This is a genomic window from Sphaerisporangium viridialbum (genome assembly GCF_049674955.1).
Lineage (GTDB): Bacteria > Actinomycetota > Actinomycetes > Streptosporangiales > Streptosporangiaceae > Sphaerisporangium > Sphaerisporangium viridialbum.
In genome coordinates, this window is record NZ_CP187232.1 from 5,818,320 (window position 1) to 5,843,228 (window position 24,909).

Consider the following 24,909-nt stretch of genomic DNA (forward strand, 5'->3'; position numbering starts at 1 on the left):
GGCGTCCGGTCTTCGCGATCTCAGGGTGGTGTCCTCATGCGGGTCCTGATCCAGCTCCGTCCCTCTCCCGACGTCGTGGCCGCCGTCGCCGCCCCCCACCTCGCCGCGACGACCGCCGACGTCACCGACGGGCTTCCCGGGGTCGCGCTCGACCACTCGTTCACCCCGGTCGCGCTCCCCCGTGCCCAGCCCGCCACTCTCGGGGGCGACCCGCTGTCGCTGCACCAGCCGCTGGTCTTCTCCATGGCGCCCGGGGAGGCCTCGGTCCTGGTGAGGGGCGAGATCTCCGACGACGTGAGCTCCGCGCGCCTGGCCCTGCTGCCCGGCCGCCATCGGGACGTGGTGGGCATCTACGCCGACCCCGTCATCGAGACCAGCCTCACCTGCGGCGGCACCCCTCCCGTCGGCACCTGGCAGGACGTCGCCCGCCTGCTCGACGTGACGCGGCTCCGCGCCGAGGGGTACGACGGCACGGGCGTGGCGCTCGCGGTGTGCGACACCGGCATCAACGCCGACCACGTCACCCGCCGGCTGGGCAGGGAGATCACGATCGACGCCGACCGTAGCTGGAACCCCGGCGGCGTCACCGGCAAGGCCGGGTCGTTCGCCGTCGACCACGGCACGATGTGCGCCTTCGACACGCAGATCGCCGCACCGGGAGCCTCTCTCATCGATATCCCGGTCCTGCTGTCCAGGCGGCAGGGGGGCACGGCCATCGACGGCCTGCTCTCCGACGCGGTGGCGGCGTTCGCCCACCTGCGCACCGTCCTCGAGGCGCAGCCCGCCGCGAGCAGGGCGCTGGTCATCAGCAACAGCTGGGGGTCGTTCTCTCCCGAGTGGGACCTCGCCCCCGGGCAGCCGGGGAACTACTCCGACAACGCGGCCCATCCCTTCAACATCATCGTCGGCAGCCTGGAGCAGGCCGGGGCCGACATCCTGTTCGCGGCCGGCAACTGCGGGTCCGAGTGCAAGGACCGCCGGTGCGGCTACTCGGGCCGTCCCATCGTGGGCGCCAACTCCCACCCGCAGGCCCTGTCCATCGGCGGGGTCGACACCAACGGCGAGCGGGTGGGCTACTCCTCGCAGGGGCCGGGGCGGCTGAGCGACCGCAAGCCCGACATCTGCGCCTACACGCACTTCTCCGGGTCGAAGGCCTTCGGCGACGACCAGCCGGACTCCGGCACCTCGGCGGCCTGCCCGGTGGCGGCCGGGCTCGTCGCCGCGATCCGCACCCGCTGGCCCGCCTCCCAGCTTCCGCCCGCCCAGCTCCGCACGCTGCTCCACCGCACGGCCGACGACCGCAGCGACGTGGGCTTCGACTACGACTACGGGTACGGCATCGCCGACACCCGGGCGATCCTCAGGGTGCTCGAACGACGAGCCATGAGAATTCCGGTGTGAGAAGGCCCGCGCGCACGGGAGGCGTGGGGGGCGCGTACCGTGGGGGGCATGGTGCTGGTCACGGTACAGCTCCCGCGGGACGCGACTCTGGAACAGGCCATGCGTCAGCTGGGCCTGAGCGAGGACGAGGTGGACACCGCCTTCGGCCTGGTGCCGCTCGTCCCCGAGCAGGGCCTCTACGCGGTGCGCGTCACCGAGGCCGCCGGCGACCGCGTCACCCCGGCGGCGGGCGGCCCCTTCTCCGACCCCCCGATCGAACCCTACGGGCCGTCCAACTGACTTTGACCTAGCGCTTGCTAGGGGCTAGCCTTGGCCGGGCCGACGAGGGCCGGAGCCGGACACGAGGTCGCCATGGTGCAGCAGCAGCCGTCCAGCGGCGGGGTCGTCCGCCGCGTCAGCGTCGCGCTCCGCCCGTTCTTCCAGTGGCTCGCGACCACCCGGGGCTTCTCGCTGGTGGGACCCAAGATCGTGCCGCCCGTCGACCGGTTCCTCAACCGGGTCAGCGGCGGGCGCGTCCTCATGGGCGACCAGATGGTCCCCCACCTGCTGCTGACCACGACCGGCAGCAAGAGCGGCGAGCCCCGCCGGTCCCCGCTCGCCTGCCTGCCCGAGGAGGACGGCGCGTTCCTGGTGGCCGGGAGCAACTTCGGCAAGGAGCGCCACCCCGCCTGGAGCGGCAACCTCATCAAGAACCCTCGGGCCATGGTGACCTTCCGCGGGCGCGTGATCCCGGTCACCGGCCACCTGCTCGCCGGCGCCGACCGCGAGCGGGCGTGGCAGGACCTCACCCGCCATTGGCCGGTGTACGACGGCTACACCGAGCGCTCCGGTCGCGAGCTCCGCGTCTTCCGCCTCTCACCGCGCACGGGCACGCCCTAGGGACGTACGCGGGGACGCGCGAGCGGCCTGCGACACACCCGTACAGACTCTAGGATCTTGCGCATTCCGATCTTCCGATTCAGGAGTGCTCATCCCCATGCGTGATCGTGTTCGGCAGGCCCTCGAATCGCAGTGGTTCCAGCGCGCGATCATCGCCGTCATCGTGGTCAACGCGGCCACCCTGGGCGTGGAGACCTCGCCCTCGGCGCTCGCGTCGTACGGCACCGTGCTCCACGTGGTCGACCGCGCCGCGCTTTACGTGTTCGTCGCGGAACTGCTGGCGAAGATGTACGTCTACCGGGCGCGCTTCGTGCGGGACCCGTGGAACCTCTTCGACACCGTCATCGTGGCCGTCTCGCTCATGCCGACGGCGGGCGGGCTGTCGGTGCTGCGAGCCCTGCGCATCCTGCGGGCGCTGCGGCTGATCTCGGTCGTGCCCAGCCTGCGCCGGGTGGTGTCGGCGCTGCTCACTGCGGTTCCCGGCATGGCCTCGATCGCCCTGCTGCTGGCCCTCGTGCTCTACGTGGCCTCGGTGATGGCCACCAAGCTGTACGGGACGGCCTCCCCCGACTACTTCGGCGACCTGCCGACCTCGCTGTTCACGCTGTTCCAGACGATGACCGGCGACGGCTGGTCGGACATCAACAGGGACGTCATGGAGCACCACCCGTCGGCGTGGGTGTTCTTCGTGATATTCGTGCTGATCTGCACGTTCGTCGTGCTGAACCTGTTCATCGCCGTCGTCGTGAGCGCGATGGAGGAGGAGCACCAGCGGGAACGCGGGCCCGGCGACTCCGGCGGCTCCGTCGCCGCCGAGCTGGCCGCGCTGCGCGCCGAGATCGCGGCGCTGCGCGAGGCCATGCCGACGCCCGAGGGCGCCTCCTCCATGCGCTGACGCGGCCGGCTCAGCGGGAGTAGTGCTCGACGACGAGCTGCTCGTCCACCAGGACGGGCACCTGCTGGCGCTCGGGCCTGCTGAGCAGCGTGAAGGTCAGCTCGCCGAGGTCCACGTCCAGGTAGGGCGCGGTGATCTCGTCGGCGTAGGTGCCCTCGGCCGCCGCCACGAACGGCTGAGCCGACCGTGACTTGGGCCGCACGGCGACGGTCTGGCCGGGCCGTACGAGATAGCTGGGGATGTCGACCTTGCGCCCGTCCACGGTGATGTGGCCGTGGTTGACGTACTGGCGGGCGGCGTAGATGGACGGGGCGAGCCCGGAGCGGAGCACCAGCGAGGCGAGGCGGCTCTCCAGCAGCGAGACCAGCTCGGCGCCCGATCGTCCGGGCCGGCGCAGCGCGAGGCCCCAGTACCTCCTCATCTGCTTCTCGGAGACGTCGTAGTACCAGCGCAGCTTCTGCTTCTCCATCCGCCGCAGGCTGTAGTCGCCCGCCGCGCGGCGGTTGGTCTTGCGGCCGTGTTCGCCCGGCGGGTAGGGCCGCTGCTCGAAGTAGCGCACGGCCTTTCTGGTGAGTGGAAGGCCTGCCCGCCTGGACAGGCGCACCTTGGGTCCGGTGTAGCGCACGATGACCTCGCTGTGATTAGGTATGCCTAAGTAAGGGAAGCCTAACCTTAAATTGCCGTGCGACGCGAACCAGCAAGGAGCCCACGCCATGCACGTGACGGTCCCCCCCATCTCCGAACGTATCCGGAGCCTCGCCACGGCCTCCGCGCCGACCCACGTCTCGCTGGACGGCTCGGCGCACGCCGCCAGGGGTGGGGTCGACGCCGCCGGCCGGCCGCTCCTGCTGGTCAAGCCGGGCGAGCCGCTCCAGGCGATCCCCGCCGCAGACGACGTGGTGGTCACCGTGGACCTCGCGGCCACCCGCGTCCTCGGCGGGGTGGAGCACCCTCGCGGCCTGCTCAAGGTGCACGGGTGGGCGCAGGCCGTGCCCCCGGAGGAGGCCAGGGACGCGGCGGTGACCGTGGCGGGACGGTGCCCGGACGAGGCGCTGTTCGCCGCCGTCGAAGGAGACCCCGACGGCCCGCGCCTGTTCCGCGTCGACGTCGGCTACGTGATCTACCTGACGGGCCAGGAGTCCGGGATGCTGGACGCCGAGGACTACCTCGGCGCCGGGCCCGACCCGTTCCTCGACGCGGCCGAGCGCATCCTGCGCCACGTGAACGAGTCCCACCGCGACCAGCTCCAGCGGGCCGTCCACCGCATGCTCGGCGAGCCCGCGCCCGAGGCCTGGCTGTGGGAGCTCGACCGCTACGGGGTGACCGTGCGCTCGGGCATCGAGGACCCGACGCTCATCCGGGTGCCCTGGCCCTCACCCGTCGACGGCCCCGAGGCCCTGGAGCAGGCCCTGAGCTGCCTGATCTGCGCCCACTGACCGGCCGCTACCCGCCCGAGCCCACCGGGTGGGACGGCCGCGGGTGCTGCGCGGCCTCGAACGGCCCCGTGCCGTCGATGGCGGCGTCGACCATCTCGGGGGCCAGGATGTGGTCGATCACCATGACCGCGCAGCCGGTGATGCCCGCGCCGGCCCCGAGCCGGCTGCGTTCGATGCGCAGGCTCCGGGTGGACAGCGCCGTGGAGCGCCGGTAGACGACCTCGCGCACGCTGGAGACCAGCGGCTGGAAGTTCTCGGCGACGTCGCCGCCCAGGACCACCACGGCGGGGTTGAGCAGGTTGACCGCGCTCGCGATCACCTCCCCGAGCAGCCGCCCGGCCCTGCGCACGACGGTCATGGTCTCGGCGTCGCCCGCGCGCACCAGCGTGACCACGTCCGACAGCGAGAAGACCTCCCGGCCCCTGGCCCGCAGGTCGCGCAGGATCGCGGTGCCGCTCGCCACCGAGTCGACGCAGTCGATGTTGCCGCACCGGCACAGCACTCCCCCGCCGTCGCGCACGGGGATGTGGCCGATCTCCCCGGCCGCGCCGAGCGCCCCGCGCAGGATCTCGCCCCCCGCGATCACCCCGGCGCCGATGCGGGTCGACACCTTCACGAACAGCAGGTCGGCGACCTCCCGCGCGTACGCCTCGTGGTACTCGCCCATGGCGATGACGTTCACGTCGTTGTCCACGAAGACGGGCACCGGGTAGCGCGCCGAGATGAGCGGCGGGATCACCACGCCGGTCCAGCTCGCCATCACGCGGGCGCTCTCGGTGCGCCCCGCCGCGAACTCGACGGTCGCGGGCACGCCGAGGCCGGCGCCCCGCACGACCGACATCGGCCGGTCGCCGAGCAGGTCGGCCCAGACGTCCATCAGCAGCGGCAGCACCACGTCCGGGCCGCGCTCGACGTCGATCTCCAGGTCGGTGCGGGCCAGCTCGGAGCCCGCGAGGTCGCAGAGGGCGATCTGCGTGCGGCTGGCGCCCAGCGAGGCGACGAGGACCACGCCGCCGGCCGCGTTGAAGGCGAGCCTGGCGGGGGGACGGCCGCCGGTGGAGGGGCCCTCGGTGTCCTCCACGACCAGGCCGTGTTCGAGGAGCCCGGCCACGCGCAGCGCGACGGCGGGACGCGAGAGCCCGGTGACCCTGCCGATGTCCGCCCGCGTGACCGCCTCACCGGTGCGTATGAGGTGGAGCACCTCGCCGCTGCTGGCGAGCGCGGAGGCTGATCGTCGACCCATCGGCTAAGTCAACCACACCTCTTTTGTAATCTGAAGTTCCTAAGTTCCTCATCTCAAATGCCAAAACTGCGGTTGTGCGCGACCAAAGATCGAGCTAGTGTCCGATCTGTCCTCAGTTGGTAGATCTACGGAGCTTTCCCCCGTGCCTGAGCCCGCGCCCACGACCTCGTCCGAGCCGTCGACCGTGCCCTCGACCGTGTCCGCGCCTTCCGCCCCGCCCCTGCCCTCCACCCCGGACGCGATCCCCGAGGTGTCCGGCCGCCCCACGGCGCACGTGGCCGACCTGATCGTGTTCGGCGGCACCGGCGACCTCTCGATGCGGAAGCTGCTCCCCGCGCTGTATCACAGCGACCGCGACGGACGGCTCGCGCCGGAGACCCGCATCATCGCCATGTCGCGCGGCGGGCTGACCGACGCCGACTTCCGCGGCAAGGTCGAGGCCGAGGTACGGCCCGGCCTGCACGCCGACGAAGCCGAGGGATGGGACCGGTTCCTCCGGCGGCTGCACCACGTGTCCGTCGACGTGGGCGGCCCCGACCACGCCGGCTGGCGCGCGCTGACCCACCTGCTCGCCGGCCGGGAGAACACCGCGCGGATCTTCTACCTGGCCAGCCCGCCGATGACGTTCGGCCCGTTCTGCAGGGGCGTGCACGAGGCGGGCCTGGTGACCCCGCGCTCCCGGGTGGTGCTGGAGAAGCCGCTCGGCCGCGACCTGGCGGGCGCGCGGCGCATCAACGACGAGGTCGGCGCCATCTTCGAAGAGCACCAGATCTTCCGCATCGACCACTACCTGGGCAAGGAGACCGTCCAGAACCTGCTCGTGCTGCGCTTCGCCAACGCGTTCCTCGAGCCGATCTGGAACTCCCTGTGGATCGACCACGTCCAGATCACCGCGGCGGAGTCCGTCGGCACGCCGGGGCGGCGGGGGTACTACGACCACGCGGGCGCGCTGCGCGACATGGTGCAGAACCACCTGCTCCAGTTGCTGTGCCTGGTCGCGATGGAGCCGCCGTCACGCAACGACCGCGAGTCCATCCGCGACGAGAAGGTCAAGGTCCTGCAGTCGCTGCGGCCGATCGCCGGCACCGAGGCCGACCGGTTCACCGTGCGCGGGCAGTACGTCGCCGGTCGGTCGCGCGGGCAGGCCGTCCCGGGGTACCTCGACGAGCCCGACCAGACCGCGCCCACCGACGCCTCGCGCCGCGTGGAGACGTTCACCGCGATCCGCGCCGAGGTGAAGAACTGGCGCTGGGCGGGCGTGCCCTTCTACCTGCGCACCGGCAAGCGGATGCCGTACCGCCGCTCGGAGATCGTCGTCCAGTTCAAGGACGTGCCGCACTCGATCTTCCCCGGAGGCGGGCCCAACCGGCTGGTGCTGCGGCTCCAGCCGAGCGAGGGCATCCACCTGCACATCATGGCCAAGGAGCCGGGCGCGGGCGAGGTCGTCCCCCGGCCCGTGCCGCTCAGCCTGAGCTTCGCCGACACCTTCCGCACCCGCGTGCCCGAGGCGTACGAGCGCCTTCTCATGGACGTGCTGTCGGGCAACCCGACTCTGTTCATGCGGCGTGACGAGGTCGAGGCGGCCTGGAGCTGGATCGACCCGATCATCGCTACCTGGGAGTCGTCGGCGGCGCTCCCCGAGACCTACCCTGCCGGTACGAGCGGCCCGGCCGCAGCCCACGAACTGCTCGGCCGCAGCGGCCGCGCCTGGCACGAGGAGGACCTGCCGTGAACCGCACCGTACAGGAGGTCACCGAGCGCCTCACCGAGCGCAGCCTGCGCAGCCGGACCGCGTACCTCGAGCGCGTCGGCGCCGCCGCCCGTGAGGCCAGGGAGCGCGGGCCCGCCCGGGCGAGCCTCGGCTGCGCCAACCTCGCCCACGGCTTCGCCGCCTGCTCCCCCGGCGACAAGCTGGCCCTGCGCGGCAACGAGAGACCCGGCGTCGCGATCGTGTCGTCGTACAACGACATGCTGTCGGCGCACCAGCCGTACGAGACCTACCCGGCGATCCTGAAGGACGCCGTGCGCGAGGCGGGCGGCGTCGCGCAGTTCGCGGGCGGCGTCCCGGCGATGTGCGACGGCATCACCCAGGGCCGCGCGGGCATGGAGCTGTCGCTCTACAGCCGCGAGGTCATCGCGATGGCCACGGCGATCGCGCTGTCGCACGACATGTTCGACGGCTCGCTGCTGCTCGGCGTGTGCGACAAGATCGTGCCGGGGCTGCTGATCGGCGCGCTGCACTTCGGCCACCTGCCCGCGATCTTCGTGCCGGCCGGGCCCATGCCCTCGGGGCTGCCCAACAAGGTGAAGGCGCGCACCCGCCAGCTCTTCGCCGAGGGCAAGATCGGCCGGGGCGCGATGCTGGACGCGGAGGCCAAGTCCTACCACTCCCCCGGCACCTGCACCTTCTACGGCACCGCGAACTCCAACCAGGTGCTCATGGAGGTCATGGGCCTGCACCTGCCGGGCGCGACGTTCGTCAACCCCGGCACCGAGCTGCGCGAGGGCCTCACCCGCGCCGCGGCCAGGCGCGTGGTCGAGATCACCGCGCACGGAGAGGAGTACACCCCGGTCGCCGAGGTCGTGGACGAGAAGGCCCTGGTCAACGCGGCCGTGGCGCTGCTGGCCACCGGCGGCTCCACCAACCACACCATGCACCTGGTCGCCATCGCGGCCGCCGCAGGCATCGAGCTGCTCTGGGACGACCTGGCCGCGCTGTCGGCGGCCGTCCCGCTGCTGACCCGCATGTACCCGAACGGCCAGGCGGACGTGAACCACTTCCAGGCGGCGGGCGGCATGCAGGTGATGATGGGCGACCTGCTCGACGCCGGGCTCCTCCACGAGGACGTGCTGACGGTCGCCGGGCGCGGCCTCGGCCTCTACCGCGGCGGGCCGGAGCTGAAGGACGACCAGATCGTCTGGGAGGAGCGGGCGACGGTGAGCGCCGACCTCGACGTGCTGCGCCCGGTCGCCGAGCCGTTCTCCGCCGACGGCGGCATCCACATGCTCAGCGGGAACCTCGGCCGCGCGGTCAGCAAGGTGTCGGCCGTTAAGCCCGAGCACCAGGTGATCGAGGCGCCCGCCAAGGTCTTCGACGACCAGGCCGAGCTGCTCGCGGCGTTCGCGGCGGGCGAGCTGGACGCCCAGGACTTCGTCGCGGTGATCCGCTACCAGGGCCCGAGCGCCAACGGCATGCCCGAGCTGCACAAGCTGACCCCGCCGCTCGCCGTGCTGCTGGACCGGGGGCAGCGGGTCGCGCTCGTCACCGACGGCCGCATGTCCGGGGCGTCGGGCAAGGTGCCCGCTGCCATCCACCTGTCCCCCGAGGCGGCGGACGGCGGCCCGATCTCGCTGGTCAGGAACGGCGACCCGATCCGGCTCGACTCCACGAGCGGCACGCTGGACCTCCTGGTCCCCGAGGCCGAGCTGGCCGCCCGCACGCCCGAGGGCAGGCCGCTGCGCGACGACGAGTGGGTGGGCACCGGGCGCGAGCTGTTCGCCGCCTTCCGCCGCGCGGCCGGCCCGGCGGAGCGCGGCGCCGGCATCTTCGCCGTCAACGGCGCGGAGGGCCGTACGGGAGGCTTCGCCCTCGACGGCGCCGAGGAGCGTACGGGCGCTCTCGCCGTCAACGGCGCGGAGGGGCGCGCGTGAGCCCGATCCCCCCGCCGTCCCCGGAGAGTCCCTGGCTGGTCGCCGACGTCGGCGGGACCAACGCGCGATTCGGGCTGGTCACCGCGCCCGGCGGGCGTCCGGGGACGGTCGCCGTGCTGGCCGGGGCGGAGTTCGACGGGCTGGCGGACGCGGTGCACTCCTATCTCGCGGACCACGCCGGCGGGGTGCGGGCGGCCGCCGCGTGCCTCGCCATCGCCGGCCCGGTGAACGCCGACCGCTACCGGCTTACCAACACCGGCTGGTCCGGCTCGGTCGGCGAGCTGGGGATCCCGCACGTCGAACTGCTCAACGACTTCGAGGCGCTGGCGCTGGCCCTGCCGCAGCTGGGGGCCGGCGACCTGGCCTCGCTCGGCGGCCCGCTCCCGGCCCCTGACATGGTGAAGACGGTGCTCGGCCCCGGCACCGGGCTGGGCGTCGCCGCGCTGGTCCCCGTGCGGGAGGGCTGGGTGCCCGTGCCTGGCGAGGGCGGCCACGTCTCGGTGCCCGCCGTGACCGCCCTGGAGATCGAGGTGGTACGGGCGCTGCGTGCCGACGGCATGTCGTTCGTGGACGCCGAGCATCTGCTGTCCGGCCCGGGGCTCGTACGGCTGCGCCACGGGCTCGCGCTGGTGGAGGGCACCCCCGTGGCCCCGCTCGCCGCCCCGGAGATCGTCGCGCGGGTGGACGATTCACTGTGCGCGCGTACGGTTGAAGTGTTCTGTGGGCTTCTGGGGAGCTTTGCCGCTAATGTCGCCCTGACGTTGGGCGCGCGCGGCGGGGTGTATCTCGGGGGTGGGATCGTGCCGAGGATCGTCAGGCGCATGCGGGAGAGCGACTTCCGGCGGCGCTTCGAGGCCAACCTCGTGCTGTCCGACTACCTGAGCGAGATCGCGACCACGGTGATCGTCGCCGAGCAGCCGGCGCTGACCGGCGCCGCGGCCTGGCTCGCCCAGCGTGTGGCCGGGCGCGAGGCCGGCGTCCCCTCCTCGCGACCCCCGCACCCATTCCCCGAAGCCGACCCGTCGGTTACCCCTGCAACAAGGAGCGCGGCCCCGTGACCATCCTCGATCTCGCCCCTGTCATCCCGGTCGTCGTGATCGACGAGGTGGAGACGGCGGTCCCGCTCGCCCGGGCGCTCGTGGCGGGCGGCCTTCCCGTCATCGAGGTGACGCTCCGCACGCCGTGCGCCCTGGACGCCATCGCCCGGATCGCAGCCGAGGTCCCGGACGCCGTGATCGGCGCGGGCACGGTCAGGACCCCGGCCGACGTCGTGGCGTCCACCGGCGCGGGCGCGCGGTTCCTGGTCAGCCCGGGCAGCACGCCCGTCCTCCTGGACTCGATGCTGGACAGCGGCGTGCCGTTCCTGCCGGGCGCGGCCACCGCCTCGGAGGTGCTGGCGCTCGCCGAGCGCGGGCTGACCGAACTGAAGTTCTTCCCCGCCGGACCGGCGGGCGGCGTCGCCTACCTCAAGGCGCTCGCCGGGCCGATCCCCGAGGTGCGGTTCTGCCCGACGGGCGGCATCCGGCTGGAGACGGCTCCTGAGTACCTGGCGCTGCCGAACGTCGGCTGCGTCGGCGGCACCTGGCTGACCCCGGCCGACGCGCTCGCCTCCGGCGACTACCCCCGGATCGAGAAGCTCGCCGCGGAGGCCGCCGCCCTGCGGAGCTGACCAGGGCCCGCGTCAGCCCTCGCCCGCGTCCACCCCTCCCTCGGGCCGCGGGCGACCGGCCATGGAAGCCGCCGCGACCCGGCGGGACGTTCATGGGACCAGGCTCGCGGGCGCCGCACCCGGCGCCCGCGAGCCCACCCCCGGATCAGGGGACGGGTATGGATGTCGTGGGCGTGTTGTAGCCGCGCAGGCGCAGGTAGGGGGCCTGCCCGCCGAGGTCGGCCGTCTGGTAGACGGCGGTGACGGTGGTGGACTCGCCCGGCCACAGGGACAGGTAGTTGCCGGTGTAGGTGACGGGCGTGACCTCGTTCCCGCCGTTGCCCGCGGTGATCTCGGGACGGACGAAGAACGCGAGGTTGGTCGCGCTGGTGTTGGTGAGGGTGATCGCGACGCTCTCCTGGCCGCCGGACGAGGTCCTCGACACGGCGGCGTTGAGATCGGGATTGGCGGGCAGGCTGTTCAGGCCGGTGAGGTTGGCATAGTTCTTGGGCGTCGTCCGGTACCAGTTGCTCTTGTTGCCGAGGGTGTCGGCCGTCGTGGAGTACCAGTACAGGTTGTCGCTCACCGTCGCCCCTCCCGCGTCCTTCACCCGCAGCCGGATGAAGTAGCTCGTCGACAGGCCGGTGACGGCGGGGATGGTCAGCACCTGGGTCGCGGAGTTGGCCGTGGCGGTGAAGGGCACGGAGGTCGTGTACTTCTGGGCCAGGTCCGGGATGTTGTACAGGGTCGCCGTCGCGGTCAGGCCACCGCGGGCCGCGAGGGTGGAGTTGACCACGAACACCTTCCTGGTGGCGTAGTCGTAGGCGATGTGCACCGGCTCGTTGGCCTTCTTGCTGCCGAAGTAGCCGCCGCCGGGCTTGAAGTAGTAGTCGTACAGGTTCCAGTGGACCGAGGGCCAGGCGCTGTTGAGCATCCAGAAGACGGTGCCGAACGACTGGGTGTACTCATGGGCGTTCCACGCCTCGAAGAACGCCCGGGTGTTCTCGTAGTTCTGCAGCTCGGCCTTGCGCGAGTAGTCGGCGGCCCCGGTGGCCGTGCCGTACCGGCTGTTGAGCCCGGTCGTGAACGGGGTGGTGTTGTCGAAGACGCTGCCCGCCTTGCCCGCGTGGTAGTTCCAGGCGGCGCCGATCGGCCACTGGTCGGCCGGGGCCAGGAAGCGCTGGAGGCTCTCCAGCGGCGGCGGGGACTCGGTGCCCTCCTCGCCCGTGGTGCCGAAGGCGCTGCCCGCCTTGGTGGTGTCCCACCACAGCACGGGCGGCTCCCACACGTACGGGCCGTCCATCTTCATCCCGGCGTTCGCGTTGGACCAGGTGGCGACGTTGTCCAGGGTGGGGTTCTGCCAGTGCAGGGCGGCGGCGGCGTTCTTGTACGCGGTCAGGTGGGCGGCGGTCGGCGGCTGGTCGCTGCCGTAGGTCCACAGGAAGGTGCTCGCGTGCGCGCGGGAGGCGCGCATCTGGGTGTCGAGGGACGCGACGGCGACCTGGGCCTGCTCCGCCGACCAGCCGCTGTCGTTCTCCCAGGCGCTGCAGCAGACGAATCCGGGCATCACCATGACGCCGGCCTTGTCGGCCAGGTCGTAGAGCTCCTCGTTGCCGAGGGTGCCCTCCAGGCGGATGGTGTTGAGACCCATGTCCTTGACGTACTTGACGTGGGCGGCGTTGGTCCTTGAGTCCCAGCGCTGCAGCATGTCCCACATGTAGCCGCCGCCGCGGAACAGGATGTTCTGGCCGTTGACCTTGTAGCCGGCGAACGAGGTGCCGTTGACGGTGGTGCGGTAGTCGGTGAACTGGCGGATGCCGAAGTCGATCGCCTTGGTGTCGGAGGTCGCCCCGGCCGCCGTCGCCGTCACGCCGAGCTGGTAGAGCTCGGGCGAGCCGAACTGGTAGGGCCACCACAGGACGGGGTTGGTGACGTGGACCGGCGCGAAGGCCACCTCGCGCCGCTCCCTCGCGTTGAGGGTGATGGTCTGGCTGAGCGGGATGCTCGGCTGGCCCGTCTTGCTGATGGTGGCGCTGACGGTCGTGGTCACCGGGGCCGTGGTGGCGTTCACGGCGTCGACGTAGACGGTCAGGTCGGCGGCGTCGGTGGCCGGCAACGGCAGGACGGTCTTGACGTAGGGGTCGCGCAGCGCGACCGGGCCGGTGGTGTCCAGCAGCGTCTTGCCCCACAGGCCGGCGTTCATGTCGGGGGCCTCGGGGTTCCAGTCGACGGTGCAGAAGGACAGGTCCTTGCAGTCGTGGGCGGGCGGCGTCACCCGGATGGCCAGGGCGTTCGCCGCGCCCGGATGGATCACGCCGGTCACGTCGTACTCATGGGCGACCATGGTGCCCACGGCGTTCGCGTCGAGCTGGACGCCGTTCAGCCAGATCTGGGCGCGGTAGCTGATCCCCTTGAATCGCAGCCAGTAGACCTGGCCGGGCGAGGTGGCCGAGGCGGTGAACTCCCCCCTGAACCACCAGTCCTGCCCGGTCAGGTCGGGGACGTTCTTGAGGTTCTGGCCGAAGAAGATGTTCTGGTAGACGTTGTTCGCCACCAGCCCGGCCAGCACCGTCGAGGGCAGCGACACCGGGTTCCAGCCCGAGGTGGAGTAGCCGGTCCGGGAGATGGCCGCGCCGGTGTCGGCCAGCCCGGTGGCCGACCGCAGCGCCCAGCCCGAGGTGAGCTCGGTGGAGGCGACGGTGGCCGCGCGGGCGTCGACGACGCCGATGGCGAGGACCAGTGTGAGGGTCGAGACAACGATCGCGAGGAGTCGACGCATCAGGAACCGCCCGGCCAGGAGATCTGCGTGGAGTGGTAGTAGTTGACGCCCATGACCTTCCAGCGCGGACCCTGGGCGCCGAGCCGCTGCTTGAAGGCCGTCCAGTTGTGCGTGCTGAAGGGCGACCAGCCGAGTTCCGCGATCGCGGGGAGCCGGGGGAAGGCCATGTAGTCGATGTCGGCGCTGGTGGTGAGGGTCTCGGTCCACAGCGGGGCCTCCACGCCGAGCACCGAGGAGGCGGCGACGCCGGTCAGGTAGGCGCCGGGATCCCAGCCGTAGGCGGTCTTGACGTCGATGTACCCGGCCCAGTTCTGGCCGAGGGTGGTGCGGGAGTTGTACTTCATGTCGAGGTAGGCGCGGTTGGCCGGGGACATGATGAGCTTGGTGCCGTTCTGCGCGGCCGTCTTCACCATGGCGTCGTTCGTCGTGGTGCCCCAGTACTGTGCGACCGTCGAGGGCAGCGGGGTGGCCTTGGTCACGTCGTGCCAGCCGGCGACGGTCTTGCCGTGCGCCGCGACGATCCGCTGGACCCTGTTGACGAAGGCCGCGTAGTCCGCGGGCGCGGTGGAGGCGGCCTCGTCCCCGCCGATGTGCAGGTACGGGCCGGGCGTCAGCGCGGCGAGCTCCCCGACGACCTGGTCGATGAAGGTGTAGGTGAGCTCCTTGGCGGTGCACAGCGAGCTGAACCCCACGTCGGTGCCGGTGTAGAGCGGCGGTGCCACGCCGTCGCAGTTCAGGCTGGCGTACGAGGCCAGGGCGGCGTTGGTGTGGCTCGGCATGTCGATCTCCGGGACGACCGTGACGAAGCGGGCGGCCGCGTAGGAGACGATCTGCTGGTAGTCCGCCTTGGTGTAGTAGCCGCCGGGGCCGCCGCCGACGGCGGTGCTGCCGCCGTAGGTCGCGAGGTTCGGCCAGGAGTCGATCGCGATGCGCCAGCCCTGGTCGTCGGACAGGTGCAGGTGCAGGTAGTTGACCTTGTAGAGGGCGAGCTGGTCGATGTAGCGCTCGACCGCGGCCACCGTGAAGAAGTGCCTGGCCACGTCGAGCATGGCGCCCCGGTAGCCGAACCTGGGGTAGTCCACGATGTGGCCGCCGGGCACCGGCCACGGGCCCGGCTGCACCGTGGCGCTGTCGGCCGCGACGGGCAGGAGCTGGTGCAGCGTCTGCACCCCGTTCCAGAGCCCGGCGGGCCGGTTGGCGCGGATGACGATCGAGGTGGCGGTCACGTCGAGCTGGTAGCCCTCGGCCCCCACCGTGGCGGGAGCGCCCGACAGCAGCAGGGAGATGCCTCCGGCGCCCGGGGCGGGTGAGACCGGTAGCGGGTACCCGGTCGACCGGCGGAGCGGCGCGGCGAGCCGCTCGCCGACGCCCTCGGCGCCCGGGTCGGCGTAGACGGCGGTGGAGGCGGTGATGCCGTAGGTCACCCCGGCGGCGGCGGTCGAGGTGACCGGGGCGGGGACGACCGAGCCGAACGCGACGACGGTCGCCGCCGTCGACGGTGGGGCGGTCGGGACGATGAGGAGGAGGAGGGAAACCGGCAGTAGCGCGAGGAGCCGACGGACGTTCAAGAACGCCTCCGCAGGGGTCCGATGCTGCGTGGTCACGGCTGCCCCCCGGCCAGCTGTGACCCCACGATAAGCAGACTCCGATCTGTTAGTAAATAACCTTTTTAATAATCACCGTGTGAGTCTTCTCTGAGCCGACAGGGGCGGCGTGAGGTCCTCCAGCGACCTGCGCTCGGCGTCCACCGCCAGCACGAGCGCGACCAGCCCGGCGAACACCATCATGGCGGCGGCGAACAGGTAGCCGTAGAAGAGCCTGGCCGGGTCGGGGTGGGTGCGGTCGCCGATGAGCGCGCCGAAGATCGTCGGGCCGAGCGCGCCGAACGTCTGGGCCACCGCGAAGAACATCGCGATCGCCAGCGCCCTGATCTCCAGCGGGAACAGCTCGCTGACGGTGAGGTAGCCGGAGCTGGCCGCAGCCGAGGCGATGAAGAAGATCACCGACCACAGCAGCGTCTGCGTGGCCGCCGTGAGCAGCCCCTCCTTGAACAGCCACCCGGTCACGGCGAGCAGCACTCCTGACACGATGTACGTGCTGGAGATCATCACCCTGCGCCCGAGCGTGTCGAACAGGCGCCCGAGGACGAGAGGCCCGGCGAGGTTGCCGGCCGCGAACGCGAAGAGGTACTTCGACGCGTCGTGCGGGGTGATGCCGTAGAAATTGCTCAACACCAGCACGTAGGTGAAGAAGATGGCGTTGTAGAGGAACGACTGGCTGATCATCAGGGTCGCGCCGAGGAACGTGCGCCTCGGGTACTCCATCAGGAGCACCCGGGCGATCTCGCGGTACGACGGGGCGCCGTGCGGGCGGAACTCCATGGCCTTGCTCTCGTCCACCGGCGGCAGCGGCCGTCCGCCCCGCTCGACCGCGGCCTCGACAACCGCGGTGGTCCGCTCGGCCTCCTCCTGCCTGCCGTGCATGAGCAGCCACCGGGGACTCTCGGGAAGGTGGCGGCGGAGCACCCAGATGGCCGCTCCGAGCAGCGGCCCGATCAGCAGTCCGAGCCGCCACCCCACGTTGACCGGAAGGACGGCTGGGTTGAGCAGTACGTACGTGCTCGCCGTGCCGATCATCGCACCCAGCCAGTACGTGCCGCTCACCGCGAGGTCGACCCTCCCCCGGTAGTGCGAGGGGATCAGCTCGTCGATCGCCGAGTGGATCGCGGAGTACTCCCCGCCGATGCCCGCCCCGGCGAAGAAGCGGAACACCAGCAGGAAGGCGAGGTTCGGCGAGAACGCGGTGATCCCGTTGGCGACCAGGTAGAGCCCGAGCGTCAGGACGAACAGCCTGCGCCTGCCGAACCGGTCGGACAGCCGCCCGAACACCAGCGCCCCGGCCACCTCGCCGATGAGGTAGACGGTCGCGGTGAACCCCACCTCGACCGGCGACAGGCCGAGAGTGCGGCTGTCCTGCAGGACCGACCCGATCGCGCCGGCGATCGTGATCTCCATCCCGTCGAGCACCCACGCGACCCCGAGCGCGGCCACGAACCGCGTGTGGAACCGCGACCACGGCAACCGGTCGAGCCTCGCCGGCACCAGACTCCGGGCAACCGCATCCATGGTCACTCAGAGTAGCCACCCGGTCGCGGCGGCGCCCGCCCTCGCGTCCCGCATCGTATGCCTGGCGCTCGACTCCCGCGAGGTCTGCCCGGACGCCGCACGGAGGCCGGCGAGTCCCACTTGGCGACCGTCCCTTCCCATGCGACGCGCGGACCAACGAGCGGAACGTCACGACTGTGAGCCTCGCCGGTGTTCCGGGGACGGCGGCCTCCACCGGGGCGGTGAAGGGCATTTCCGAATACCAACAATTGACTTACGCGAAACACGGGCCACCGGGGCGCGCATGGGGCCGGACGCTAATCTTCCTGTTCTCGGCACCGCCCGGCCGGTGAATTCACGGATCGGTCCGGAAGCCGGTCGGCATGACGCTCCGGCGTGAATGCGGCGGACGACGGAAAGGACGACGATGACCGTTCCGAGCATCCGGACGAAAGGTCGCACGGCCGGGCAGGGCCCTCGCCGGGCACGGCGCGGCAACCGGTGGCGGCGGTCGCGCACCGGAACGGGGATGCTGAGCGCACTGGCCGCGCTGGCCGCGGTGACGGCCGCGCCCGCCGACGCGACCGCGGGAAGCAACGGCAGCTTCGAGACCCCCGTGGTCAGGGCCAACGCGTTCCAGACCTTCTCCGCCGGCCAGCCCATGGGTGCGTGGAGCGTGACCGGCGGCACCGTCGACCTGGTGGGCCAGGGGTTCTGGCAGGCGGCCGACGGCGTCCAGTCGCTCGACCTGAACGGCTACGGCGCGGGCACGATCTCCCAGACCTTCAGCACGCTCCCACTGGTCAAGTACGAGCTCGGCTACCGGCTCGCGGGAAATCCCACGACGGGGCCGGCGGTGAAGACCGGTGAAATTCAGGTCAACGATGAAGTGGTGGGAAAGTTCTCGTTCGACACCACGGGCAAGACTTTCCCCGAGATGGAGTACACCCGGCAGAAGGTGTCTTTCGTCGCGTCCGGCCTGTCCACCACCGTACGATTCGCCAGCACCGTCCCGGGCGCCTCGGGACCCGTCATCGACGATGTCACCCTCAAAAGCTGCCTGGTCGTCATCTGCCACCTCTGACAGCGGAATGCGCCTTTCCGGGAATCTCGATTCCCGGAGCTTCACGTTGTAGATCAGGGGTCGTCCTCCGGCTCACGGGCCTAGACCGCTCTTCCCAGGGCAAAGGGCTGTGACCGGCCCGTACGTCACGGGCGGGCCGCGCGACGCGCGGCCGGGCGACGACCTAGGGAGAGGGCCCGCGGATGGCGCAGCGAGCCGAGCGGCGCACGGGGCAGCGCGCTGACGATCAGCGTTCGGAGCAGGACGACCACGCCCCGCCTCCGGGGCGGCGGGCCGAGCACGAGGGGCATCCCGGCGAGCGCCGGCTGCCCGCGGCGTGCGCGGTGGTGGTCGCCATCACGCTGTACGCGGCGCTGCCGAGCCACCTCATCCTCGGGCCGAGGTTCGTCGTGCCCGCGCTGGAGCTGCTGCTGTTCGTCCCGCTGGTCGCGGTGAACCCCTGGCGAATGCGCCGGGAGAACCGCCTGCTGCGACGCCTGTCCATCATGCTGGTGCTCCTCATCGCGGTCACCAACGCGGTGGCGCTGGTGCTGCTCGTGGAGCAGCTCGTCGCCGGGAGCACCGAGAACGGCAGGCAACTGCTGCTCGCGGCCGGGCAGGTGTGGCTGACCAACATCATCATCTTCGCGATGGCGTACTGGGAACTCGACCGCGGCGGGCCCGTCCAGCGCACGCAGGCGCGGGGCCGCGATCTGCCCCTCGCCGACTTCCGGTTCCCCCAGGACGAGGACCACGACGCCGTCAGGGAGGTGGCCGCGCGCTCCTCGGTGAAGTCGGGCTGGACCCCCGGGTTCGTCGACTACTTCTACCTGTCGGTGACGAACTCCTCGGCGTTCAGCCCCACCGACACGATGCCCCTGTCGGCACGGGCCAAGCTGCTCATGGCGGCGGAGTCGGTGTCGGCCCTCCTGCTGTCCGTGCTGGTCATCGCCCGTGGAGTCGGCCTGCTGAAGTGACCGCGCTCAGGCCGGAGGCAGGCGCTTGAGCAGGGTCTCCTCGTCGATGGGGCTCTCGTGGGTGCCCTCGGCGGTGCAGGCGTGGGCCCCGGCGACGGCACCGAGCCGCACGCACTCCCCCGGCGGCAGGCCGCGCAGGCGGCCGTAGAGGAACCCCGAGACGAACGCGTCGCCCGCGCCGTTGCTGTCGACCACCGGGCCGGGAAGCGGCGCGGCCGGGAAGTGCTCCACCTCGCCGGACGCGTCGCCGAGGAGGTACGCCCCGGACGCGCCGGCCGTGCAGACGACCAGGGAGGCGCGGCCTCGCGACAGGATGTCGCGCATCACCGAAGCCGGGTCGGGGAGCTTGGCCACCGACAGGAAGACCACGTCGGAGGAGTACGCGAAGTCCGCGTGGTAGCTGTTCACACCGTCCCAGTCGTGCAGGTCGGTCGAGACCGGGACCCCCAGCTCCAGCAGCTCGGGGTAGAGGTGGCGGGAGAAGTCGGTGATCGACACGTGGACGTGCCGCGCCCGCCGGATCGCGGGAAGGTAGAGGTCGCGGGGCAGGCGCTGCCCGGCCGCGGCGCGCGCGTCGTACAGCGAGAGCCTGCGCCCGTCGGGACCGACCAGCAGCACGCTGCGCCGGGTGCCCTCGGGCACGGCCTCCCACGCGAAGTCGACCCCGCGCGCGGCGAGGTGGGCCCGGATCAGCGCGCCCTGAGGGTCGTCGCCGATGAGGTCGATCAGCCTGGTGCGAAGGCCGAGGGCGTGGCAGCCGAGCGCGACCCCGCTGCCGGTGTTGCCGATGCGGTCGACCACCGGGGGCACGCCGTAGGTGTCGGCGTACGGAAGCGGCAGCTCGGGCACGTACACCGTCGTGTCGACGCCCGTGCCCCCCACTACGACCACGTCGTACGGCACCGTGTCGGCTGAACTCATCGTTCCTCCAGAAGCCTCAGGCGTCATCCCCGACAGACCCATTCAACCCACCCGTCACGCCGCATCCGCTGCGAAACGACCCTACCCGCGGTATCTGCGGCGAGGTTCGCCGAAAGCGGCTCTTCACGAAGGCCGGCAACGCTTCTCTTCTCCGGCCGCCCCGGTTCAGCGCCCGGACTCCATCTGAACGAGCATGCGCTTGAGCAGGGCGATGAGCGCGTCCTGCTCGGCGTGGTCCAGAGGCTTCACCATCGCGTCCTCGGCCGTGCCGCGGAGCTCCATGGCGGCGAACCAGCGGGCGTACCCCAGCTCGGTGAGCTCCACGTCGACGCGCCGCCGGTCCTCGACGCCGCGGAGCCTGCGGACCAGGCCCGCGTTCTCGAGGGTTTCGAGCCGGCCGGTGATCCCGGCCGGCGAGACCATCAGCTCGGCGGCCAGCTCGGACGGCGTGGCCCGCCAGGGCTTTCCGCGCGAGACGAGGCGGTGCAACGTCTCGAACTCGAACCCCTGCAGGCCGACCTCGGCCAGGGCCCGGTCCTTGGCGTGGCCCACGTGCCTGGCCAGGAGCTGGATGCGGGTGATGATCGCTTCGACTCGCTCGTCGAAGGGTGCCTTGTCACGCCAGCGGGCGAGGTGCCGATCGACGGAGTCCTCCATCGCCTCAGTATGCTACGCCAGCAAGTATTTCGTTGACAAAAGATTCGTCAGCGAAATACTTTCCGGCCGTGAACTCCTCCAGTTTCCGGCTACTGGCCGGCCGGACCATCGCGGCGCTGGCCACCGCGCTGATCCCCACGACGCTGACACTCGCGATCGTCCGCGCCACCGGCTCGGCGGCGGATCTCGGTCTGGTCCTGTCCTGTGAGCTGCTCCCACTCCTGGTCCTGCTGCCCGTGGCGGGCGTGGTCGCCGACCGCTTCCCGCCGCAACGGGTCGTTCTGGCCGCCGACCTCGTACGCTGCGCGGCCCAGCTCGGGATCGCGGCCGAACTGCTCGCCGGCGTGTTGCGCATCCCGGATCTGGCGGCGCTGTCGGCGATCACCGGCGCCGGGGTGGCCTTCGGGACACCGGCGGTGCGGACGCTGGTCACGGCGGTGGTGGCGGGCCCCGAGCGCCTGCGGATCAACGCGCGGCTGGGTGTGGTCACCGGGCTCGCCCAGATGGCCGCCCCCGCCATGGCCGGAACGCTGATACTGGCGGTCGGGGCCGGCTGGTCCTCGCTCCTGACAGGCGGGCTGTTCGCCGCCTCCGCGCTCACGCTCGGCGGCCTGCGCCCGGACCGCACCCCCCGGCGGAACCGGCACGGAGCCTTCCTTGGAGAACTACGTGGAGGATGGACGGAAACCCGCCGCCACCCCTGGTTCCTGGCCAACGTGCTGGGCCACGGAGTGTGGCATCTGGCGGCCGGGTTCCTGCTGACCCTGGGCCCGCTCATCGCGGTGCGCCACATGGGTGGCGCGACCTCCTGGGTGATCATCGCTCAGCTCGGCACCGTGGGCATGGTCGCAGGCATCTATGCCGCGCCCCGGCTCCCTATCCGCCGTCCGCTGGTGGCCGTCGCGTTCGGGGCCGCCGCGTATGCGCTGCCAATGGCGGCTTTCGCGGTGCGAATGCCGGTGACGGTCGTCACGATCGCCTACTGCGCGGCCATGTTCGGCCTCGGCGTGCTCAGCCCGCTGTGGGAGACGACCATGCAACAGCGCATCCCCGAGGAGGCGCTGGGGCGGGTGGGGTCCTTCGACGCGCTCATCTCCTTCGCCGCCCGGCCGCTGGGCCTGGCCGTCGCCGCCCCCGTGGCCGCACTGACCGGCACCATGGCCCCGCTCCTCATAGGCGCGGCACTGGTCGCCGCGGCCAACCTCGCCGTGCTCCTCGTACCGGACGTACGAAGGGCCCCGGCGGAGGACGCCGCACGACCCGAAGCCTCAACTCCTCGACGGCACTGATCGCGTCGCCGTTCGGCACAGCCATCATCCCGATGGCCCGGTCATCGTCTACACCCAAGCCGAGTGGGACGCCTTCCTCGCCGGCGTCCGCGCGAACGAGTTCGACTTCTGAGCTCCTGCTCAAGGGCACCCTCCAGATGCCCTCAGCTCCACTTGACCGGCGCGGCCCTCGCGAACGGGCATGGAGCCATTGGATCGAGGTCCGAGCGTGCTGACAACGGAACTGGCCCGCACACTCGGCTTCCTCAACTCCCCGAGTCCGCACCGTCAGCGGTTGACGAGGGGGCCGGAGCCGGTGGAGCCTCGGACGACGAGCTCGGGCTGGAAGACCAGCTCGATGTTCTTGGGCGCCGCACCGTTGATCTCCTCCAGCAGCGTCTGGACCGCCGCGGAGGCCATCGCGCCGATCGGCTTGCGCACGGTGGTGAGCGGCGGGTCGGTGAAGGCGATCAGCGGGGAGTCGTCGAAGCCGACGACCGAGACGTCACCCGGCACCGACAGGCCCCGCTCGCGCGCGGCCCTGATCGCGCCGAGCGCCATCAGGTCGCTCGCGCAGACGATGCCCGTGCAGCCGCGCTCGATCAGCGCGCCCGCCGCGGCCTGGCCGCCTTCCACGGAGAACAGCGAGTGCTGGATCAGCTCGTCGCAGGCCGAGACCCCGAGCAGCTGCGACATCGCCTGCGTGAAGCCCTCGATCTTGCGGATGACCGGCACGAAGCGCCGCTGGCCGAGCGCGAGGCCGATGCGCTCGTGCCCGAGGTCGACCAGGTGCTGCACGGCCAGGCGCGAGGCGAGCCGGTCGTCCGGCGAGATGAACGGCGCCTCGATGTGCTCGCTGTAGCCGTCGACGAGCACGATCGGCAGGCCCCGGTCGGTCAGCCTGGTGTAACGATCCATGCGGGCGGTGGTGTCGGCGTGCAGGCCGGAGACGAAGATGATGCCGCTGACGTCGCGCTCCAGCAGCAGCTCTGTGAACTCGTCCTCGGGGGCGCCGCCCGGGCTCTGCGTGCAGAGCACGGGCGTGTAGCCGTGCTGGGTCAGCGACTTCTCGATGGACTGGGCGAACGCCGGGAAGATCGGGTTGTCCAGCTCGGGGGTGACCAGCCCGATGAGCCCGTTGCTGCGCTGGCGAAGCCGCTGAGGGCGCTCGTACCCCATGAGGTCGAGCGCCGTCAGGACGAGCTGGCGCGTACTGGCCGACACGCCGGACTTGCCGTTCAGCACGCGGCTGACCGTGGCCTCGCTCACGCCCGCCTGGGCTGCGATGTCGGACAGCCGGGCGTTACCGTTCATGGCCGCTACTTTACGCATCACCGAGCGCCCACCATGCGGCGGAATCCGGCGCCAGCCGTACGACGTCGCCCTCTCCTGCCACGGGGGCGCTGGCGATGAGGAGCCGGCCCGGCCTCGGCAGCTCGACCGGCTCGCCCGAGGTGTTCACCGTGCACACGAACGTGCCGCCCCGGGCGAAGACCAGGGTCTCGGCCGGGGACTCCAGCCACTCCAGGGAGCCGTCGCCGAGTGCCGGGTGCTCGCGCCGCAGCCGCAGGGCGCCCCGGTAGAGCGACAGCGTGGAGCCGGGGTCGCCGAGCTGGGACTCCACGCTGAGCGGGCCCCAGGTGGCCGGGACCGGCAGCCAGGTCTCCTCGATCCCCGGCGGGCTGAACCCGAAGGGCGGCTCCGAGTGGGCCCACGGGATCGGGACGCGGCAGCCGTCGCGGCCGTCCTCGGGGGCCCGCAGGCGCTGCGGGTCCTGGCAGACCTCGTCCGGCAGGTCGAGCACCTCGGGCAGGCCGAGCTCCTCGCCCTGGTAGACGTAGGTGGAGCCGGGCAGGGCGAACATCATCAGGGCCGCCGCCCTGGCACGGCGCAGGCCGAGCTCGCCGTCGCCGTACCTGGTGACGTGCCGCTTGACGTCGTGGTTGGACAGCACCCAGGTCGTCGGCGCGCCGACGGGCCCGACGGTGGCGAGCGACTCGTCGATCACCCCGCGCAGCATCCCGGCGTCCCACGGGGTCTTCAGGAAGTGGAAGTTGAAGGCCTGATGCAGCTCGTCAGGCCGCACGTACCGGGCGAGGCGCTCCTGGGACGGCGCCCAGGCCTCGGCGACGCCGATGCGCTCCCCGTCGTAGGAGTCGAGCAGGCGGCGCCAGCCCCGGTGGATCTCGTGGACGCCGTCCTGGTCGAAGTACGGCAGCACCGCGGTGCCGAGCATCTCGATCTGGCCGCGCGACCCGATGTCGGGAAGCCCCTCCGCCTTGACCATGCCGTGGGCGACGTCGATGCGGAAGCCGTCCACGCCGAGGTCGAGCCAGAAGCGCAGGATCGCCTCGAACTCCGCGTGGACCTCGGGGTTCTCCCAGTTCAGGTCGGGCTGCTCGGGGGCGAACAGGTGGAGGTACCACTCACCGTCGGGCAGCCGCGTCCACGCCGGGCCGCCGAACACCGACTCCCAGTCGTTGGGCGGCAGTTCCCCCGCCTCACCCCGTCCCGCGCGGAAGATGTACCGCTCGCGCTCGGGGCTGCCGGGGCCCGCCTGCACGGCCTCCACGAACCAGGCGTGCCGGTCGGAGGTGTGGTTCGGCACCACGTCCGTAATGATCTTCATGCCGTGCCGGTGCGCGTCCTCGATCAGCGCCCTGGCGTCCGCCAGCGTGCCGAAGATCGGGTCGACGTCCCGGTAGTCGGCCACGTCGTACCCGAAGTCGGCCATCGGCGAGGTGTAGAACGGCGTCAGCCAGATGGCGTCCACGCCCAGCCCGGCCAGGTAGTCGAGCCGGCTGCGTACCCCGAGCAGGTCACCGACGCCGTCGCCGTTGCCGTCGGCGAAGCTGCGCACGTAGACCTGGTAGATCACCGCGTCCCGCCACCAGCGGGTGCCGGTCTCGACGGGACGGGCTGCACGGACCACGTCGGTCATTGGGATCCCCCGATTCTCCGAAATATCAGGTTCTGATACCACGGTG

The 24,909-nt window shown here is 71.5% G+C and carries 21 protein-coding genes and 1 pseudogene; 13 read left to right on the forward strand and 9 right to left on the reverse strand.

Annotated elements, in window-relative coordinates; all coding sequences use genetic code 11:
- Positions 1 to 36 precede the first annotated feature (36 nt).
- From ACOZ38_RS26190 to ACOZ38_RS26205, 4 genes are all read left to right on the forward strand, one after another.
- The gene (locus tag ACOZ38_RS26190) at positions 37 to 1,401 is read left to right on the forward strand and encodes a S8 family serine peptidase (protein ID WP_424533815.1); all 1,365 of its coding nucleotides are present in this window, start codon (positions 37 to 39) and stop codon (positions 1,399 to 1,401) included.
- 48 nt (positions 1,402 to 1,449) lie between these two features.
- Positions 1,450 to 1,680: a hypothetical protein gene (locus ACOZ38_RS26195; protein ID WP_424533816.1), complete on the forward strand. Its 231-nt coding sequence runs from the start codon at positions 1,450 to 1,452 to the stop codon at positions 1,678 to 1,680.
- A gap of 30 nt (positions 1,681 to 1,710) precedes the next feature.
- On the forward strand, positions 1,711 to 2,280 hold the full coding sequence (locus ACOZ38_RS26200; protein WP_424533817.1) for a nitroreductase/quinone reductase family protein: 570 nt from the start codon (positions 1,711 to 1,713) through the stop codon (positions 2,278 to 2,280).
- A 97-nt stretch (positions 2,281 to 2,377) separates the two neighbouring features.
- Positions 2,378 to 3,175: an ion transporter gene (locus ACOZ38_RS26205; protein ID WP_424533818.1), complete on the forward strand. Its 798-nt coding sequence runs from the start codon at positions 2,378 to 2,380 to the stop codon at positions 3,173 to 3,175.
- 10 nt (positions 3,176 to 3,185) lie between these two features.
- Here ACOZ38_RS26205 and rpsD read toward each other — a convergent pair whose 3' ends face one another.
- Complete coding sequence (rpsD, locus tag ACOZ38_RS26210) at positions 3,186 to 3,800, reverse strand: 30S ribosomal protein S4 (RefSeq protein WP_424533819.1); 615 nt, start codon at positions 3,798 to 3,800, stop codon at positions 3,186 to 3,188.
- Positions 3,801 to 3,888: 88 nt separating this feature from the next.
- Here rpsD and ACOZ38_RS26215 point away from each other — a divergent pair, with 88 nt between their 5' ends.
- Positions 3,889 to 4,611, forward strand: coding sequence for a DUF2470 domain-containing protein (locus ACOZ38_RS26215; protein ID WP_424533820.1), 723 nt, complete (start codon positions 3,889 to 3,891; stop codon positions 4,609 to 4,611).
- A 7-nt stretch (positions 4,612 to 4,618) separates the two neighbouring features.
- On the opposite strand, the gene ACOZ38_RS26220 is transcribed toward ACOZ38_RS26215, so the two are convergent.
- Entirely contained in the window at positions 4,619 to 5,854 is a 1,236-nt protein-coding gene (locus ACOZ38_RS26220; protein ID WP_424533821.1) for an ROK family protein, read from the reverse strand.
- Positions 5,855 to 6,104: 250 nt separating this feature from the next.
- Here ACOZ38_RS26220 and zwf point away from each other — a divergent pair, with 250 nt between their 5' ends.
- From zwf to eda, 4 genes are read left to right on the forward strand one after another with little or no spacing between them, the layout of a single operon-like run.
- Positions 6,105 to 7,586 (forward strand): glucose-6-phosphate dehydrogenase, encoded by a 1,482-nt coding sequence (gene zwf, locus ACOZ38_RS26225; protein ID WP_424537089.1) that lies wholly within the window; start codon positions 6,105 to 6,107, stop codon positions 7,584 to 7,586.
- The gene (edd, locus tag ACOZ38_RS26230; RefSeq protein ID WP_424533822.1) at positions 7,583 to 9,505 is read left to right on the forward strand and encodes a phosphogluconate dehydratase; all 1,923 of its coding nucleotides are present in this window, start codon (positions 7,583 to 7,585) and stop codon (positions 9,503 to 9,505) included. The genes zwf and edd overlap by 4 nt, the downstream gene beginning before the upstream one ends.
- Positions 9,502 to 10,563, forward strand: a complete 1,062-nt coding sequence (glk, locus tag ACOZ38_RS26235; protein WP_424533823.1) for a glucokinase — start codon at positions 9,502 to 9,504, stop codon at positions 10,561 to 10,563. Before edd ends, glk begins: the two co-directional genes overlap by 4 nt.
- Positions 10,560 to 11,174, forward strand: a complete 615-nt coding sequence (gene eda, locus ACOZ38_RS26240) for a bifunctional 4-hydroxy-2-oxoglutarate aldolase/2-dehydro-3-deoxy-phosphogluconate aldolase (RefSeq protein ID WP_424533824.1) — start codon at positions 10,560 to 10,562, stop codon at positions 11,172 to 11,174. Before glk ends, eda begins: the two co-directional genes overlap by 4 nt.
- Before the next feature lie 145 nt (positions 11,175 to 11,319).
- Here eda and ACOZ38_RS26245 read toward each other — a convergent pair whose 3' ends face one another.
- The 3 genes from ACOZ38_RS26245 to ACOZ38_RS26255 form a co-directional block, all read right to left on the reverse strand.
- Positions 11,320 to 13,932 (reverse strand): glycosyl hydrolase 2 galactose-binding domain-containing protein, encoded by a 2,613-nt coding sequence (locus tag ACOZ38_RS26245; RefSeq protein WP_424533825.1) that lies wholly within the window; start codon positions 13,930 to 13,932, stop codon positions 11,320 to 11,322.
- Entirely contained in the window at positions 13,932 to 15,500 is a 1,569-nt protein-coding gene (locus ACOZ38_RS26250) for a beta-N-acetylhexosaminidase (RefSeq protein ID WP_424533826.1), read from the reverse strand. The genes ACOZ38_RS26245 and ACOZ38_RS26250 overlap by 1 nt, the downstream gene beginning before the upstream one ends.
- A gap of 108 nt (positions 15,501 to 15,608) precedes the next feature.
- Positions 15,609 to 17,057 carry an MFS transporter gene (locus tag ACOZ38_RS26255; RefSeq protein WP_424533827.1) on the reverse strand — a complete coding sequence of 483 codons (1,449 nt, stop codon included), beginning with the start codon at positions 17,055 to 17,057 and terminating at the stop codon, positions 15,609 to 15,611.
- A gap of 406 nt (positions 17,058 to 17,463) precedes the next feature.
- On the opposite strand from ACOZ38_RS26255, the gene ACOZ38_RS26260 reads away from it, so the two are divergent.
- Together ACOZ38_RS26260 and ACOZ38_RS26265 are read left to right on the forward strand one after the other, a co-directional pair.
- Positions 17,464 to 18,120 (forward strand): choice-of-anchor C family protein, encoded by a 657-nt coding sequence (locus ACOZ38_RS26260; RefSeq protein WP_424533828.1) that lies wholly within the window; start codon positions 17,464 to 17,466, stop codon positions 18,118 to 18,120.
- A 182-nt stretch (positions 18,121 to 18,302) separates the two neighbouring features.
- Positions 18,303 to 19,076, forward strand: a complete 774-nt coding sequence (locus ACOZ38_RS26265) for a hypothetical protein (RefSeq protein ID WP_424533829.1) — start codon at positions 18,303 to 18,305, stop codon at positions 19,074 to 19,076.
- Between the two features lie 6 nt (positions 19,077 to 19,082).
- Here the strand turns inward: ACOZ38_RS26265 and ACOZ38_RS26270 are convergent, their stop codons facing one another.
- Entirely contained in the window at positions 19,083 to 19,997 is a 915-nt protein-coding gene (locus tag ACOZ38_RS26270) for a carbohydrate kinase family protein (RefSeq protein WP_424533830.1), read from the reverse strand.
- Positions 19,998 to 20,162: 165 nt separating this feature from the next.
- Positions 20,163 to 20,654 carry a MarR family winged helix-turn-helix transcriptional regulator gene (locus ACOZ38_RS26275; RefSeq protein ID WP_424533831.1) on the reverse strand — a complete coding sequence of 164 codons (492 nt, stop codon included), beginning with the start codon at positions 20,652 to 20,654 and terminating at the stop codon, positions 20,163 to 20,165.
- Positions 20,655 to 20,722: 68 nt separating this feature from the next.
- On the opposite strand from ACOZ38_RS26275, the gene ACOZ38_RS26280 reads away from it, so the two are divergent.
- Positions 20,723 to 21,943: an MFS transporter gene (locus ACOZ38_RS26280; protein ID WP_424533832.1), complete on the forward strand. Its 1,221-nt coding sequence runs from the start codon at positions 20,723 to 20,725 to the stop codon at positions 21,941 to 21,943.
- 37 nt (positions 21,944 to 21,980) lie between these two features.
- A pseudogene (locus tag ACOZ38_RS26285) lies at positions 21,981 to 22,055 on the forward strand (DUF397 domain-containing protein); the annotation flags it as partial.
- A gap of 155 nt (positions 22,056 to 22,210) precedes the next feature.
- On the opposite strand, the gene ACOZ38_RS26290 reads toward ACOZ38_RS26285, so the two are convergent.
- Positions 22,211 to 23,236, reverse strand: coding sequence for a LacI family DNA-binding transcriptional regulator (locus ACOZ38_RS26290; protein ID WP_405150759.1), 1,026 nt, complete (start codon positions 23,234 to 23,236; stop codon positions 22,211 to 22,213).
- 10 nt (positions 23,237 to 23,246) lie between these two features.
- On the reverse strand, positions 23,247 to 24,863 hold the full coding sequence (locus ACOZ38_RS26295) for a glycoside hydrolase family 13 protein (RefSeq protein ID WP_405150761.1): 1,617 nt from the start codon (positions 24,861 to 24,863) through the stop codon (positions 23,247 to 23,249).
- Between the last annotated feature and the right edge of the window lie 46 nt (positions 24,864 to 24,909).

Coding starts and splice junctions, on each gene's coding strand:
- ACOZ38_RS26190 (WP_424533815.1), top strand. CDS start 37: ATGCGGGTCCTGATCCAGCTCCGTCCCTCTCCCGACGTCGTGGCCGCC.
- ACOZ38_RS26195 (WP_424533816.1), top strand. CDS start 1,450: ATGGTGCTGGTCACGGTACAGCTCCCGCGGGACGCGACTCTGGAACAG.
- ACOZ38_RS26205 (WP_424533818.1), top strand. CDS start 2,378: ATGCGTGATCGTGTTCGGCAGGCCCTCGAATCGCAGTGGTTCCAGCGC.
- ACOZ38_RS26215 (WP_424533820.1), top strand. CDS start 3,889: ATGCACGTGACGGTCCCCCCCATCTCCGAACGTATCCGGAGCCTCGCC.
- ACOZ38_RS26220 (WP_424533821.1), bottom strand. CDS start 5,854: ATGGGTCGACGATCAGCCTCCGCGCTCGCCAGCAGCGGCGAGGTGCTC.
- ACOZ38_RS26245 (WP_424533825.1), bottom strand. CDS start 13,932: ATGCGTCGACTCCTCGCGATCGTTGTCTCGACCCTCACACTGGTCCTC.
- ACOZ38_RS26255 (WP_424533827.1), bottom strand. CDS start 17,057: ATGGATGCGGTTGCCCGGAGTCTGGTGCCGGCGAGGCTCGACCGGTTG.
- ACOZ38_RS26260 (WP_424533828.1), top strand. CDS start 17,464: ATGACCGTTCCGAGCATCCGGACGAAAGGTCGCACGGCCGGGCAGGGC.
- ACOZ38_RS26265 (WP_424533829.1), top strand. CDS start 18,303: ATGGCGCAGCGAGCCGAGCGGCGCACGGGGCAGCGCGCTGACGATCAG.
- ACOZ38_RS26270 (WP_424533830.1), bottom strand. CDS start 19,997: ATGAGTTCAGCCGACACGGTGCCGTACGACGTGGTCGTAGTGGGGGGC.
- ACOZ38_RS26275 (WP_424533831.1), bottom strand. CDS start 20,654: ATGGAGGACTCCGTCGATCGGCACCTCGCCCGCTGGCGTGACAAGGCA.
- ACOZ38_RS26290 (WP_405150759.1), bottom strand. CDS start 23,236: ATGAACGGTAACGCCCGGCTGTCCGACATCGCAGCCCAGGCGGGCGTG.
- ACOZ38_RS26295 (WP_405150761.1), bottom strand. CDS start 24,863: ATGACCGACGTGGTCCGTGCAGCCCGTCCCGTCGAGACCGGCACCCGC.